We start from the raw sequence: 15,759 nt of genomic DNA on the forward strand, positions 1-15,759 counted from the left end.
GGTGGAAGCCGGGCGGGCGGTCCTCAGCCGGCCCAGGCCTCGGGCCCCGGGCCGCCCCGGCCGACCGGCGGGAAGATCCGGTCGAGCTCCGCGAGTTGGTCGTCGTCGAGGCGCAGGCGGGTTGCGCGCAGCGCCGAGTCGATGTGCTCGACGGTGCGCGGTCCGATGACGGCGCCGGTGATGCCCGGCCGGGACAGCACCCAGGAGAGGCCTGCCTCCGCGGGGTGGTGGCCGATACGGCGGCAGAACTCCTCGTACTCCTCGATGGCGGGGCGCAGCGCGGGCAGGAGCGTCTGGGCCCGTCCCTGGGCGGACTTGACGGCGGTGCCGGAGTTCAGCTTGTCCAGTACGCCGCTGAGGAGGCCGCCGTGCAGCGGCGACCAGGCGAGGGTCGCCAGGCCGTGGTGGTGTGCGGCCGGCAGGACCTCCAGTTCGGCGTGGCGGGCCGCCAGGTTGTACAGGCACTGTTCGGAGGCCAGGCCCAGCGTGTTGCGGCGGCGGGCGCTCGCCTGCGCCTCGGAGATGTGCCACCCGGCGAAGTTGGAGGAGCCGACGTAGAGGACCTTTCCACTGCTCACCAGGTGGTCCATGGCCTGCCACACCTCGTCCCACGGTGCGGCGCGGTCGATGCGGTGCATCTGGTAGAGGTCGATGCGCTCCACGCCCAGACGCCGCAGGGACTGTTCGCAGGCGGTGACGATGTGACGGGCGGACAGGCCGCCGTCGTTGACCCGCTCGCTCATCTCGCCGCCGACCTTTGTCGCGAGAACGACGTTGTCCCGGCGGCCGCCTTTCTGGGCGAGCCAGCGCCCGACCAGTTCCTCGGTGTGCCCCTTGTGCACCCGCCAGCCGTAGATGTCGGCGGTGTCCACGCAGTTGATACCGCGGTCAAGCGCCTCGTCCATCAGCCTCAGGGCGTCGTCGTCCTCGACGCGGCCGCTGAAGTTGACGGTGCCGAGCCACAGCCGGCTCACCCGGGTGGCGAGGCGGCCGAGCCGTACGTACGGCTCCGGCTCCGGCTGCGGGGCTTCGTTCTCCGTCACGGCCTCTGTCACGGCCGCTTCCCCTCGGCGGGCCGGTCGGCCCGGACGCTCGCGCTGAGCGGGAGGTCGTCCGAGGAGGAGCCGATGAGGACGCGGCGCTGGCCACCGGCGAGCTTCCAGCCGTCGGCCGACGTGTCCCAGTACTGGACGGCGCGTTCGGCGACGTGGATGCGCACGCGGCGGGACTCCCCGGCCTTCAGCTCCACCTTCTGGTAACCGGCCAACGCCTTGTCCGCCTGGTCGAGTGAGAGCTTCGGGCTGGGGCCGAGGTAGACCTGGACCACGTCGCTGCCCGCCCTCTTGCCGGTGTTGCGCACCGTCACCTCGACGTCGAGGCCGTCGGCCGTGCGCTTCACCGCCTGCTTCTCGTAGGCGAACGACGTGTAGGACAGGCCGTGGCCGAACGGGAAGAGCGGCTCGACGCCCTCGTGGTCGTACCACCGGTACCCGGTGTAGATGCCTTCGGACTGCCGCACGACGCCGTCGACTCCGGGGTAGCGCTCGGGGTCGCCGCCGACCGGGGTCGCCTTCTCGGAGGCGGGGAAGGTCTGGCTGAGCCGGCCACCCGGTTCGGCGTCGCCGAACAGCAGGTCGGCGGTTGCCTCCGCCCCGGCCTGTCCGGGGTACCACATGTCGAGGACCGCCCGGGTCTTGTCGAGCCAGGGCATGGTGATGGACGACCCGGTGTTCAGCACGACGATCGTGCGGGGGTTGACGGCCGTGACGGCCTCGATCAGCTGGTCCTGACGGCCGGGCAGGGAAAGGGAGGTGCGGTCGCTGCCCTCGGCGCCGTCGTCGTAGGCGAAGACCACCGCGGTGGAGGCCTTGCGCGCGGTGGCGACGGCCTGGTCGATCGCGTCCTGGGCCTTGGCCGGGGTCACCCAGCGCAGGTCAAGGGTCATCGGCTTGCCGACGACCGCGCCGCCGCTGATCTTGATGGTGTGCGTGCCGGCGGTCAGCTTCAGCGGGACGCTGGTGAGCTTGCCGAACACCTCGCCGACGCTGATCGGTGCGCCGTCGTCGATCTGGATGGCGCCGTTGCCGCCGGTGACGCGGGCCGCGATGCGGTAGAGCCCGTCCTTCGCCACCGTCAGCTTGCCGTCGTAGATGACGCCGCTTTCGGCGGGATCCAGGACCTTGCCCGAGGTGAAGTCGGGCTCCAGGGCGGAGGCCGGGATCGGCTCGCCCTCCAGGGTCTCGCCCTCGGCGTAGGAGACGTGCGCGTCGGCGCCGAGCTTCTTGGTGATGGTGTCCAGCGGCGGGGTGGCCACGTCGGGGACGATGTAGGAGCTGCCGAGGCCCGTCACCTTGGGGTCCTTGGCCGACGGGCCGATCACCGCGACGTCGTCCGTCGTGGCCGGGTCGAGGGGCAGCGTCCGGTCCTCGTTGCGCAGCAGCACCGCGCCAGACTCTGCGACCTTCTCGGCCACCTTGGTGCCGCCCGCGACATCGCGCTCGGGCCGCGGCGCCGGGTTCTCGTCGAGGAGGCCGAAGCGCTCCATCTGTCCGACGATCCGGCTCACCGCGCGGTCGAGGACCGCCATGGGGACGGTGCCGTCCGTGACGGCCTTCTTGAGCGTGTCACCGAAGTACTTGCCGCCGGGGACCTCGCCGCCGGGCGGGATGGCGACGGTCGAGTCGATGCCCAGCTCCTGGTCGAGCCCCTTGGTGATGGCGTCCGTGCTCTGCGTGGCCATCCAGTCGGAGGTGACCCAGCCCTTGAAGTCCAGCTGCTCGCGGAGGATGTCGTTGAGCAAGTGCCCGTTGCCGCAGGCCGCTTCGCCGTTGACCTTGGGGTAGGCGCACATCACCGAGGCGGCACCGGCCTTGACCGCGGCCTCGAAGCCGGGGATCTCCGTCTCCTGCAGGGTGCGTTCGTCCACCTTGACGTCGACACCCATGCGGTTGTTCTCCTGGGTGTTGGAGGCGTAGTGCTTGACCGTCGCCATCAGGCCCTGGCTCTGGATGCCCCCGACCTCGGCGGCCGCCGTGCGTGCGGTGAGGAGCGGGTCCTCGCTGAACGTCTCGAAGTTCCGCCCTGCCTGCGGCACCCGGATGCTGTTCACCATCGGGGCGTAGATCACGTCAACGCCGAAGGCCCGGCCCTCGCGGCCCAGGACCTGTCCGTACTGCTTGGCGAGCCCGTCGTCGAAGGACGAGGCGAGGCTGACGGGGGCGGGCATCGCGATCGACGGCCGGTGGATCGTTGCCCCCGCGGGCCCGTCGGTGGCACGCACCTGCGGAATGCCAAGGCGGGGTACGCCCGGCAGATAGACCAGGGCCGTCGGGTCCGTGGTGGAGTAGTCCCAGTGCACGAACGAGAGTTTCTCGTCCAGCGTCATCTGCGCGACGAGTCGGTCGGTACCGCTTTCCATACGGCCGGGAGCCGCCGGCGCGGCCCCCAGGTTCAGCAGCGCCAGAACCGTCAGAAATACGGAGGGCACCCATATTCGTCTTTTCATTTCCCTCTCCCCGTCATGTGGTGTCTCCGTATCCATAAAGTTGCGACGGCGGCGACGCTAGCGAGATCGCCGTGCGCCCCACAAGAAGCCTCGTCCCCAACTCAAGTCCTGCACTAGCGAGTTACTAATCCGCGGTGAGGTCCGGGTATTTCGGGCGCGGCCTTTTGTGCCCGGCTCTTACGCCCTGCGCGCCGCGGTCATCCTCTCCAGCACACGGACGACTTCCGTCGGCGCGGGCTCGGACAGGATCTCGTCCCGTACTTTCGCGGCGCCCTCACGGAATGCGGGGTCCTCCAGGACGCGGATGACGCTTTCCCTGAATCGGTCGACCGTCAGTTCCCCGACAGGCAACGACACTGCCATGCCCGCTTCGGCGGCCATCCGGCCCCGTTCGTCCGTGTCCCATCCATGGGGCAGCAGCACCTGGGGCACGCCGTGCACCGCCGCGGTGTGCCAGGTGCCGGGACCGCCGTGGTGGGCGATCGCGTCGCAGGTGGGCAGCAGGGCGTGCATCGGCACGAAGTCGACGGTGCGGACGTTGTCCGGGACGCGCGCGACCGATTCCAGCTGGTGGGCGTCGAGCGTGGCGACGAACTCGGCGTCGATGTCGGCGACGGCCTCCAGCATCTCGTCGGTGGCGATGGCCTCCACCCCGCTGTCGCGGCCCCCGACGCCGAGCGTGAGGCACACCCGGCGCCTGGACGGCGGCTTCTGCAGCCAGTCCGGTACGACGGCGGGGCCGTTGTAGTCGACGTAGCGCATGCCCACGGTCGGCAGGCCCAGGTCGAGGCGCATGCTGGGCGGGACGGGGTCGATGGTCCACTGGCCGACGGCCATCTCCTCGTCGAAACCCGGCTCGGGCCGCACCCCGTGGCGGTCCAGGGTCCATTCGATCCACTCCGCGAAGGGGTCCTCGCGGTGCTCGGGCTCCTGCCGGCCGAGCAGGTCCAGAAAGGCGCGGCGGGATTTCGTGGTGATGTCCGGGCCCCACAGCAGCCGGGCGTGGGCCGCGCCGGTCACCTTGGCCGCGATCGGGGCGGCAAAGGTCAGCGGTTCCCATATCAGCAGGTCCGGCTGCCAGGTGCGGCAGAAGTCGACCATCCCGTCGATCAGTGAGTCGGGGGTCATCAGCGCGAAGAGGTTGGGCGTCAGGGCGGTCTGCATGCCCAGCAGGTGGTCCCAGCCCGCGTTCGCCAGAGTGCCGTCGGCGAAGTCCAGGGACCGCACGTACTTGATCATGTCTTCGCCGACCGCGCTCATGTGCCCGACGAGGTCCACGTCCTGGCCCACGGGCACCGCTGTCAGCCCGGCGGCGGTGGTGATCTCGGTCAGCCCCGGTGATCCGACGACCCGTACCTCGTGTCCGGCGGCGCGACAGGCCCAGGCGAGCGGAACGAGCGGGTAGAAGTGGGTCTTGCTCGTCATAGCGGAGAAGACGATTCTCATCGGAAGTCCTTAGATCTCGACCGGGCACCGGCTGATGCCCCGCAGTACGGGCGAACGGCGGCGGTGGACCACAGGGCCCGTCAGTGCCGTGCCGGGCAGCACATCGGCGAGGGCGCGCAGGGCCGCGGCCGCGTGCCGGGCGGCGAACTCGTCCAGTCCGTCGGGGTGGCCCAGGCCCGAGGTCAGGGCCGGGGGTGCGGCCGCGCGGTCCACGTCGAACCGGTCGGGGTCGGCGAACACCTGGGGGTCGCGGTTGGCCGCCGCGACAGCCACCACCACCTCATCGCCCTCCGCGACCGCCATCCCCCCGACCGTCTGTCCGGCGGTGGCGTGGCGGACTTCGAGATGGATGGGGGGCGCGGTGCGCAGCGTCTCGGCCACGATGCGGTCCGCCAGGTCCGGGTCGTCGGCGAGGCGGCCGGCCAGTCCCGGGGTGCGGAGGGTGGCGAGCACGGCGTTGGTCACCGTGTTGGCCGCCATCTCGCAGCCGGCGGCCGCCCAGACGCCCTCGGCGCCCGCCTGTTGACGCACGTCGGCCAGCGCGGCCACGGTCCGTTCGGTCACGGCCAGCGGCTGCGGGGTAAGCCGGGCGTCCAATGCCGGGGCGCTGGAGCGCAGCAGGGCGGCGACGCGCCGCGCGTCCTCGCCGGTCAGGCCGAGGCGCGCGGTGACGCCGCGGGCCGGTGTCTCGCGCGCCAGGTCCCGCAGCAGATCGAAGCGCGCCCCCGCCTCCGCCGCCACCTGCCGGTGCTCCAGGACCAGTTCGTCGACTGCCGCGGGCGGCGACCCCGCGGCCGGCCGCGCGTCCAGGAAGGGCCGCGCCCAGTCCGCGGCCGCCTCGCCCGCGGCCCGGGTGAACCCCGGGCCGCGCAGTACCTGAGCGGCGGCGGCGTACCGGGTGACGACCCAGGCCCCGCAGCGGCTGCGGAAAAGCCCGTCGGAGGCCGAACGGATCTGCTCGTACCAGCGGCCCGGTGTGTCGTCCTGCCCGCACAGGAGCATCGCGTACGGGTCGCCGTTCACGCCGAAGGCCCAGTACCAGCCGCGGGCCATCTGGAGCCGGCTGCCGAGCCGGCTTCGGTCTGTGGTTGTCATGCCAGGTTCCCTGTCCATGTGTGGATGCGGTCGGCGACGGCCCCGGCGTGCTCCTGCACCATCGAGAAGTGGTTGCCGGGCACGTCCGCGCAGTCGTGCGGGAACGGCCACGTGGACTGCCAGGTCTCGTCCTCGGGCCACTGCCCCAGCGCCTCGGTGGCGCGGACGAGCAGCGTCGGTACGCCGAGGTCCCGCGGCCGCCAGACGCGGGTGAAGCGGTGGTACGCACCCAGCGCGGTGAGCCGGGTGTCGTCCACCCGCACTCCTTCGCGGCCGAACATCGTGTCGGTCAGCTCGGTGAGCCAGCCGTGCACCGCCTGCTGGCGTCCGGGCGGATAGACGTCGATCAGGGCGATGCCCTGCGGCGGGCGGCCCCGGTCGGCGAGTTCGGCGCCCAGGGCGTACGCCATCAGAGCGCCCGCAGAGTGGCCGACGAGCACGAACGGGCCGTCCGCCGATTTCAGGACGGCGTCCGCCTGGACGCCGAGGACCGCCGCCATCGACGCGGGCAACTGCTCGCCCGGCTCGTAGCCCGGCTGCGGCAGCGCGCACACCGGCAGCCTGCCCTTGAGGGCGGCGGCGATCCGGAGGAATTCGTGCGGTCCCGCCACGGGTGCCGTACCGGCACAGCAGATCACCCGGAGCTGTCCCGGACCGGCCGCCAGGTCCACGAGGTCGACCGGGGCGGCCAGGTCCTCGGGAGCCTCGAACCGGTCCCGGTGGCCGGCCAGTTCACCGAGCAGCTCCAGGTAGGAGTCCAAGCGTCCTTCCTGTACGGACCGCTCGTAGAGGGTGCGCAGCATGCCGCCGTCGGCGGTGGCCGGGGCCTGCGGTGTTCCGGACGTGAGCAGGGGCCGCAGGTGGGCCGCGACGTCGGTGACGGAGGGGTGGTCGAACACCAGGGTGGTGGGCAGAGCCAGACCGGTGGCCTCCTGGAGCCGGTTACGCAGCCCCACCGCCGTCAGGGAGTCGAACCCCAGCTCGGTGAAGAGCTGGTGGGGTTCCACCGCCTCCGGGTCCGGGTGGCCGAGCACGGCCGCCACCTGTGCGCGGACCCACGTGGCGAGCGTCGCCTCGGCCTCGTCGGCGGGCAGGCCGGACAGCCGTTCTTTCCAGGTGGGGCCGTGTCCGGGCCCGTCCTCTGCGTACGCGGCGGGCGCCTGCCGGACGGCGTCGGGCAGGTCCTCGATGAGCGGGCGCGGGCGGGCGGCGGTGAAACCGACGGCGAACCGGTTCCAGTCGACGTCCGCGATCGATATGCAGATGTCCCGCTGGTCCAGGGCCTGTTGGAGGGCCCGGACCGCCTTGTCGGGCGCCATCGGGCGCAGCCCGCGGCGGATCAGCCCGGGCAGGTCGGCGTCGGCCATGCCGCCGTCCGCCCAGGCCCCCCAGGCGATGCTGGTGGCGGCCTTCCCCCGGGCCCGCCGCCGGTGCGCGAGGGCGTCGAGGTGGGCGTTGCCCGCGGCGTAGGCGCCGAGCAGGCCGCTGCCCCAGACCCCCGCGTTGGAGGAGAAGAGCACGAACGTCTCGGCGTCCGGGCAGAGTTCGTCCAGGAGCCGGGCGCCGACTGTCTTCGCCCGGGTCACGCGCGCCAACTCCTCCGGGTCGAGGTCGGCAACCGCCCGGCCGTCGGGGACGCCGGCCAGGTGCATCACCGTCCCGATCCGCTCCCCCTGGCGCTCCAGTCCCTCGATCAGTTCCGTCAGCCGGCCGCGGTCGGTGACGTCGCAGGCCGCGAAGGTCACCCGGGCGCCCAGGGCGGTCAGTTCCGCCTCGAGCTCCGCGCTGTGCGGTGCCTGTCCGCCCGACCTGCCGACCAGCACCAGGTGGTCGGTCCCGGTGCCGGCGAGGTGCCGGGCGACGTGCCCGCCGAGGGTGCCGGTGCCGCCCGTGACCAGCGCCGTGCCGGTGGCCCGCCACGGGGTCGCGCCGGGCGCGAGGGGGGCTCTGACGAGGCGCCGGACGTGGCAGCCGGTCTCGCGCAGCGCGATCTGGTCCTCGTCGCCCGCGTCCGCGAGGCAGGCGGTGAGCCGGTGCAGTACGGGCTCGGTGAGCTGCTCGGGCAGGTCGAGCAGGCCGCCCCAGCGCTCGGGGGCCTCCAGGCCCATCACCCGTCCGATCCCCCAGACCATGGCGTGCGCCGGGTCGGCCGGTTCGGCCTCGTCGACCGCCACGGCCCCGCGCGTCACCAGCCACAGGGGCGCGCCGACATCCGCGTCGCCGAGCGCCTGGTGGAGGGCGAGGGTGGCAGTGACGGCCCGCAGGTCGTCGTCCTCCTCCGCCTCCAGGGCGAGCAGCGAGATCACCGCTGTGATCTGCGGCGCCGACTCCCGCAACTCCTGTGTGAGTCCGGCCCGTTGGGCCGCCACGGCGTCGGTCGTGAGTCGCAGCACCGTGCCGCCGGCCTCCTCGACGGCCCGGACCACGGTGTCCTGCCGCGGGTCGGTGCCGGAGCCGACGACCAGGTACCGGCCGGTGAGCGGGGCCGCGGCCGGGGAGAAGGGCCGCCACTCGACGCGGTGGCGCCAGTCGGCCACCCGGTCGGGTATCTCGGGCGCCAGCCAGTAACGCTTGTGCTCGAAGGGGTAGTTGGGCAGCGGCACGGGTGCACGGTCCGGGAAGACAGCAGCCCAGTCGACGGGCACCCCGCCCGCGTGGGCGCGGCCGAGTTCGCGCACGAAGTGCCGGCTCCCCGCGTCCCGGTGGAGGCTGCCCAGGACCAGCGCCCCGCTCCCGGAGCGCTCGGCGGTCTCCTGGACGCTGGTGGTGAGCACCGGATGCGGGCTCACCTCGACGAAGGTGTCGTAGCCGTCGGCGAGGGCGGCGTCGATCGCCTCCTCGAAGCGGACCGGGGAGCGGAGGTTGTCGTACCAGTACGCGGCGTCCATGACGCCGGTGTCGCAGCGTGCGCCGCGCAGCGTGGAGTAGAGCGGCGTCCCGGACGGCCGCGCGGTCACGCCGGCCAGGTCGGTGAGGACGCGCTCGCGGACCCGCTCCATGTGGGGCGTGTGCGAGGCGTAGTCGACGGGGATGCGCCGGGCGCGGATGCCGTCGGCGGCGCAGCGCTCCTCGAACGCGGTCAGCGCTTCGGGGTCACCGGCCACCACGACCGAGGCCGGGGAGTTTACCGCGGCGACGCTGATGCGCTCGGGCCAGTCGGCGATCAGTTCCCGCGCTCGGTCCTCGGACAGCGAGACAAAGGTCATGGCGCCGTGGCCGCGCAGGTCGGCCAGAGCGCGGGCGCGCAGGGCCACCACCCGCGCCGCGTCCCGCAACGACAACGCCCCCGCGACACAGGCCGCCGCGATCTCCCCCTGGGAGTGCCCCACCACCGCATCCGGCTCCACACCACACGCCCGCCACAACCGCGCCAACGACACCATCACCGCGAACAACACCGGCTGCACCACATCGACCCGCTCCAAGGACGGCGCACCCTCGACACCACGGACCACATCCACCACCGAGAAACCCCCCACCTCCGCCAGCGCCGCGTCACACTCCCCCAACGCCTCGGCGAAGACCGGCACCTCCAACAGCCCACGCCCCATCCCCACCCACTGCGAACCCTGACCCGGAAACACCCACACCACACGACGCCCCCCACCACCCACACCGGTGAGGAGGTCGGGGGCCGGCAGCCCTTCCTGGAGTCGTTCCAGGAGGTCCTGTGCCCTCTCGTGGCCCTCGGCCAGGACGACGGCGCGCCGCTCGTGGTGAGTGCGGCCGGTGGCGAGGGAGCGGCCGACGTCCGCCAACTCGTCCGCGCCCGTCAACACGGTGGTCAGTCGGCCTGCTTGGGCGGCCAGGGCGGTGTCCGTACGCGCGGACAGCACCAGCGGCACCACACCCGCCGCCTCCAGCACACCCACCGAGCCCGCCTCGCGGCGAACCGGCGCCCGGGGCGGCTCCTCCACGATCACATGCGCGTTCGTCCCGCTCACACCGAACGCCGACACCCCCGCACGCCGCCGACGACCCGCCACCACCGGCCACGCCCGCGCCTGGCGCAACACCTCCACACCACCCGCAGACCACTCCACATGCGACGACGGCTCCTGCGCATGCAACGACGCCGGAAGCGCCCCATGCCGCAACGCCAGCACCATCTTGATCACACCGGCCACCCCCGCAGCCGCCTGCGCATGCCCAATGTTCGACTTCAACGACCCCAACCACAAAGGCCGTTGATGATCCCGATCCCTCCCATACGTGGCCAGCAGCGCCTGCGCCTCGATCGGATCCCCCAGCACCGTCCCCGTCCCATGCCCCTCCACCACATCCACATCCGCCGGGGACAACCCCGCACTCGTCAACGCCCCACGAATCACGCGCCGCTGGGCCGGACCACTGGGCGCGGACAGACCATTACTCGCCCCGTCCTGATTCACCGCACTCCCCCGCACCACCGCAAGCACCTGATGCCCGTTGCGCCGCGCGTCCGACAACCGCTCCAGCACCACCAGACCCACGCCCTCGGCGAAGCCGAAGCCGTCCGCCTGCTCGGAGTAGGCCTTGCAGCGTCCGTCGGCGGCCAGCGCGCCCTGTGTGGCGAACTCCGTGAACACCTCGGGGCCCGCCATCACCGACACCCCGCCGGCCACCGCCAGCGACGCCTCACCGTCCCGCAACGACCTCGCCGCCAGATGCAACGCCACCAACGACGACGAACACGCCGTGTCCACCGTCAACGCCGGGCCTTCGAGCCCCAGCACATACGCCACCCGCCCCGAAGTGACGGCGGGTGAGCCGCCGGTGAGGAGGTAGCCCTCGCTGCCTTCGGGGAGCTCGACCCCGTGGCCGTAGCCCTGGTAGGCGGCGCCCAGGAAGATGCCGGTGGCGCTGCCGCGCAGCGAGCGCGGGTCGATGCCGGAGTTCTCCATCGCCTCCCAGGTGACCTCGAGCACCTGGCGCTGCTGCGGGTCCATCGCCAGCGCCTCACGCGGCGAGATCCCGAAGAACGCCGGGTCGAAGTCCCCCGCGGCATCGAGAAAGCTGCCGTAGCGGGGGCCTGCCGTGCCGTCGGCGGCTGCGTCCGTGAGGCGGTCGAGGTCCCAGCCCCGGTCGGTGGGAAGCTCCGAGACGGCGTCGCCGCCTGCGGAGATGAACTCCCACAGGCCCTCAGGGGAGTTGACCCCGCCGGGGAACCGGCAGGCCATCCCCACGACGACCACCGGGTCGTCCTCGTCCCCCACGGAACCGGCAGCGGCACCGGCAGCGGGCCGCGGGTCCGGCTCGTCGGCCGGGAACTGCTCGGAGCCGAACAGCCGATCGAGCAGGTAGTCGGCGAGAGCGGTGGCGTTGGGCCGGTCGAAGACGAGGGTGGACGCCTCGCGCAGGCCGGTCGCCGCGGTCAGCCGGTTGCGCAGCTGCACCGCGGTCATCGAGTCGAACCCGGCGTCCCTGAAGGCCCGGTCCGGGTCGACGGCTTTGGCGTCCGTATGCCCGAGCACCGCGGCCGCCTCGCCCCGCACCAGGTGCAGCAGGTGGCCCCGGCGCTCCTTGGCCGACAGCGGCAGCAGCTTCTCGTGCAGCCGGGAGCGGCCCTGGCGCGCTTCCTCCGTCGGCTCCCCCGCCGAGGGCGCGGCGGGTGCGAGCTCGTCGAACAGCGGGCGGTGCCGTGCGGCGCCCATGAGGTCGAGGAACGCGGGCCGGTCGAGATCGGCGACGGAGACACAGACCTCGTCACGCTCCAGGCACGTGTCCAGTTCGGCGAGGGCCTGCTCGGGCGGCATCGGCCGTACGCCCTGGCGGTGCAGGAAGTCCTGGCCCGCCGCACCGGCCATGCCGGGTCCGTCCCACAGCCCCCACGCGACGGACACCGCGGGCAGCCCACGGTGACGACGCCGCTGCGCGAAGCCGTCCAGGAAGGCGTTGGCCGCCGCGTAGGCGCCCGCCCGGGCCGCGCCCCACACTCCGGCGTTCGACGAGAACAGGACGAACTCGGCTGCGTCCTGGCAGAGTTCGTCGAGGTGAGCCGTCCCGGCGGTCTTGGCGGCGGTGACGTGCGTGAACTCCTCCTCGGTGATGTCATCGAGCGGCGTGGACTGCGGGACGCCGGCCGCGTGGAAGACGGCGTCGACACTCCGGCCCGCCTCCCGCTCGGCGGCGAGCAGCGCGGCCAGTGCGGCCCGGTCCGTGACGTCGCAAGCGGCCAGGGTCACTCCGGAGCCCGATGCGCGTATGTCCGCGGCCAGTTCGTCGGCGCCCGGAACGTCGGGCCCGCCACGGCTGGTGAGGACGAGATGTGCGGCGCCCGCGCCCGCCAGGCGGCGTGCGACATGGGCGCCGACGCCGCCGGTGCCTCCGGTCACCAGGACCGTGCCGCGCGGCGACCGGCCGCGTGCCGCAGCGGGGGCGTCGGCTGCGGAGGGGGCGGAGGTGTCGGCCGGGGCGGGCACCAGCCGGGGGACCTGGGCGCCGGACGCGCGCAGTGCCACTTGGTCCTCGTCCCGTGGCCGCGCAATGACCGCCGCCAGCGGTGCCACGAGGTCCTCGTCCGGTGCGGGCAGGTCGATCAACCCACCCCAGCGCGTGGGGTGTTCCAGGCCGATGACCCGGCCAAGACCCCACACCGCCGTCTGCGCGGGGTCCGGCTCGCCGTCCTGTTCGCTCACGGTCACGGCGCGCCGGGTCAGCACCCACAGGGGCGCCTCGACGCCGGCGTCGCCCAGGGCCTGGGCGAGGGTCAAGGTCCGCCACGCAGGCAGCTGCGGTACGTCGGCGGTTCCGTCATCGGCGGCGTCCAGGGCGAGCAGCGAGACCACGGCCGTCGGTTCCCCGGCGGCCGAGCGCACGGCTGCCGCCGTCGCACCGCGTCCCTGTCCGCCGCAGTCGACGGAGTCGACCGTGGAACCGGCGCTCTTGAGGGCCGTGCGGACCGAGGCGTGCCAGGCGTCGGGGACATGAGGGCCCGTCACCAGGAGCACGTGGCCGGTGGGCGGTGCCGCCTGCCACGCGGCGTCCCTCCACTCCACCCGGTAGCGCCGCCCCTGGTCGGCGGGTTCGGCGCGGCGGCCGGGTGCCGTGTGCCAGTACGAGCGGTGCTGGAAGGGGTAGGAGGGGAGTTCGGCCACGGCGGCGTCCGGCAGCACGGGCCGCCAGTCGACCCGTATGCCGCACACATGGGCCTCGGCGAGCGCCGCCAGGAACCGGTCCGCGCCCCCCGCGTCCCGCCGCAGGGTGCTGAGGACAGCGGCGTCGGCGCCCAGCGCCTCCACGGTCGCCTCGATGCCGGCGGTGAGGACGGGCTGCGGGCTCACCTCGACGAAGGCGTCGAAGCCCGCCTCGGCCAGCAGGCGCGTCCCCGTCTCGAACCTCACCTGATCGCGCAGGTTCCGGTACCAGTAGTCGGCGCCCATGAGGGCGGTGTCGATCGGCTCGCCGGTCGTCGTGGAGTACAGGGGCACGGCTGCGGACCGGGCGACGACACCGGAGAGGGCAGCCGTCAGCTCCTCGCGCAGCGGCTCAACCATGGGCGAGTGGGAGGCGTAGTCCACCGGGATGTTCCGCGCCCGGACGCCGTCGGCCGCACAGGCGTCGAGCAGCGCGTCCAGGTCCGCGCGGGGGCCGGCCACCACGACCGAACCCGGGCCGTTGACCGAGGCGATCGACAGGGCGCCGCCGTAGTGGGCGAGCAGCGTCCGGGCCTGCGCCTCGGTGCGGGCCAGGAAGACCATGCCACCGGTGCCGGCGAGGGACCGCAGCGCCTTGGCGCGCACGGCGACCACCGCCGCGGCATCCTCCAGGGACAGGGCGCCGGCGACGCAGGCGGCCGCGATCTCACCCTGGGAGTGCCCGATCACCGCGGCCGGCTCGACACCGTACGAGCGCCACAGCGCGGCCAGCGACACCATCACCGCGAACAGCGCGGGCTGGACGACGTCCACCCGCTCCAGGGGCGCGCCCTCGGCGATCACTTCGGTCAGCGACCAGTCGACGTGGGGGGCGAGTGCCTGCTCGCACTCCCGCATGGAACGGGCGAACTCCGGCGAAGCGACGAGCAGTTCGGCGGCCATCCCCGCCCACTGCGAGCCCTGCCCGGGGAAGACCATCGCGACCTTGCGGCCGGGCCGGGCCGGGCCGGTGACAGCCTTCGCGTGCGGCTCTTCCCCGGCGACGGCGCGCAGGGCGGCCAGGGCGTCCGTGCGGTCACCGACGACGACGGCGCGGTGCGCGAACGCGGTGCGCCGGGTGGCGAGGGTGAGGGCGGCGTCGGGCAGCCGGGCGGCGTCGGGCCGCTCCAAGTGGGCGGCGAGGCGCCCTGCCTGGTCCCGCAGGGCGTCCTCGGTCCGGGCGGACAGGAGCAGCGGATACGGGCCCGTTTCCTGGCTCTCGGGGGCCGGGCCCTGGCTCTCGGGGGCCGAGGCGGTTTCCGGTGCCTCCTCGACGAGGAGGTGCGCGTTGGTCCCGCTGATGCCGAACGAGGAGACGCCCGCGCGCCGCGTGCGGGTGCTGCGCGGCCACGGTCTGCTCTCGGTGAGCGGGACGACGGCGCCCGTCTCCCAGTCGACACGCGAGGAGGGAGCGTCGAGGTGGAGGAGGCGGGGCAGCAGGCCGTGCCGGAGGGAGAGGACCGTCTTGATCAGGCCCGCGACACCGGCGGCGGCCTGGGTGTGGCCGATGTTGGACTTCACCGAGCCGATCCACAGCGGGGTGTCCGCGGGCCGCCCGGCGCCGTAGGTCTCCAGCAGGGCGTGTGCCTCGATCGGGTCGCCGAGGGTGGTTCCGGTGCCGTGCGCCTCGACATAGTCGACGTCGGTGGGGCCGAGCCGGGCATCGTCGAGCGCCTGGCGGATCACCCGCTGCTGCGCCGGGCCGTTGGGGGCGGTGAGGCCGTTGCTGGCACCGTCCTGGTTGACCGCCGAGCCGCGCAGCACGGCCAGCACCCGGCGGCCTTCGCGCTGGGCCGTGGACAGCCGCTGCAGTACGAGGAGGCCGACGCCCTCGGCGAGTCCGAAGCCGTCGGCGGCCTCGGCGAAGGGCTTGCACCGGCCGTCCGCGGCGAGCCCGCCCTGGCTGTGGAACTCGGTGAACGCGCCGGGGGTGCTCATGACGGTGGCACCGCCCGCGAGCGCGGTCGTGCACTCCCCGCGGCGCAGCGACTGCATGGCCAGGTGGGTCGCGGTGAGGGAGGAGGAGCAGGCGGTGTCCACGGTCAGCGCCGGGCCTTCGAGACCCAGCGCGTACGCCACCCGGCCGGAGGCCACACTGGTGGCCGTGCCGGTGCCCAGGTAGCCGAGGACGTCCGGTGACGCCTCGTCGGGGCGCGGCCCGTAGTCGACGGCGCCGACCCCGGCGAAGACCCCGGTGGCGGTGCCGGCCAGCGACGCGGGGTCGAAGCCGGCGCGCTCCAGGGCTTCCCAGGCGACCTCCAGGAGCAGCCGCTGCTGCGGGTCCATGGCCAACGCCTCGCGCGGCGAGATGCCGAAGAAGTCCGCGTCGAAGCCGGCGGCGTCGTGCAGGAACCCGCCGCTGCGTGCGTCGGCTTCGGCGGTGTCCCAGCCGCGGTCGGCGGGCGGGCCCGAGACGGCGTCGCCGTCCGCCGTGAGGAAGTCCCACAGGGCGGCGGGGCTGTCGACGCCGCCGGGGAACCGGCAGCCCATGCCGACGATCGCGATCGGCTCGCCCGCCCAGTATTCGGTCTCCCGCAGCCGTGCGCTGACGGCCTCCAGGTCCCCGACCGTGCGCCGCAGGTAGCGGCGCAGCTTGCC

General features: G+C 73.4%; 4 protein-coding genes and 1 pseudogene. All 5 read right to left on the reverse strand.

What is annotated here, in order from left to right; translation table 11 throughout:
- Positions 1–23 precede the first annotated feature (23 nt).
- Positions 24–1,055: an aldo/keto reductase gene (locus tag OG609_RS45195; protein ID WP_327278551.1), complete on the reverse strand. Its 1,032-nt coding sequence runs from the start codon at positions 1,053–1,055 to the stop codon at positions 24–26.
- Positions 1,052–3,505: a glycoside hydrolase family 3 C-terminal domain-containing protein gene (locus OG609_RS45200; RefSeq protein ID WP_327278552.1), complete on the reverse strand. Its 2,454-nt coding sequence runs from the start codon at positions 3,503–3,505 to the stop codon at positions 1,052–1,054. Before OG609_RS45200 ends, OG609_RS45195 begins: the two co-directional genes overlap by 4 nt.
- 177 nt (positions 3,506–3,682) lie before the next feature.
- Positions 3,683–4,951, reverse strand: coding sequence for an activator-dependent family glycosyltransferase (locus OG609_RS45205; RefSeq protein ID WP_327278553.1), 1,269 nt, complete (start codon positions 4,949–4,951; stop codon positions 3,683–3,685).
- 9 nt (positions 4,952–4,960) lie between these two features.
- Positions 4,961–6,046 carry a cytochrome P450 gene (locus OG609_RS45210; RefSeq protein ID WP_327278554.1) on the reverse strand — a complete coding sequence of 362 codons (1,086 nt, stop codon included), beginning with the start codon at positions 6,044–6,046 and terminating at the stop codon, positions 4,961–4,963.
- Positions 6,043–15,672: pseudogene (locus tag OG609_RS45215) on the reverse strand (SDR family NAD(P)-dependent oxidoreductase); the annotation flags it as partial. The pseudogene OG609_RS45215 and the gene OG609_RS45210, both read right to left, overlap by 4 nt.
- Positions 15,673–15,759 lie beyond the last annotated feature (87 nt).

Source organism: Streptomyces sp. NBC_01224 (assembly GCF_036002945.1).
Taxonomy (GTDB): Bacteria; Actinomycetota; Actinomycetes; order Streptomycetales; family Streptomycetaceae; genus Streptomyces.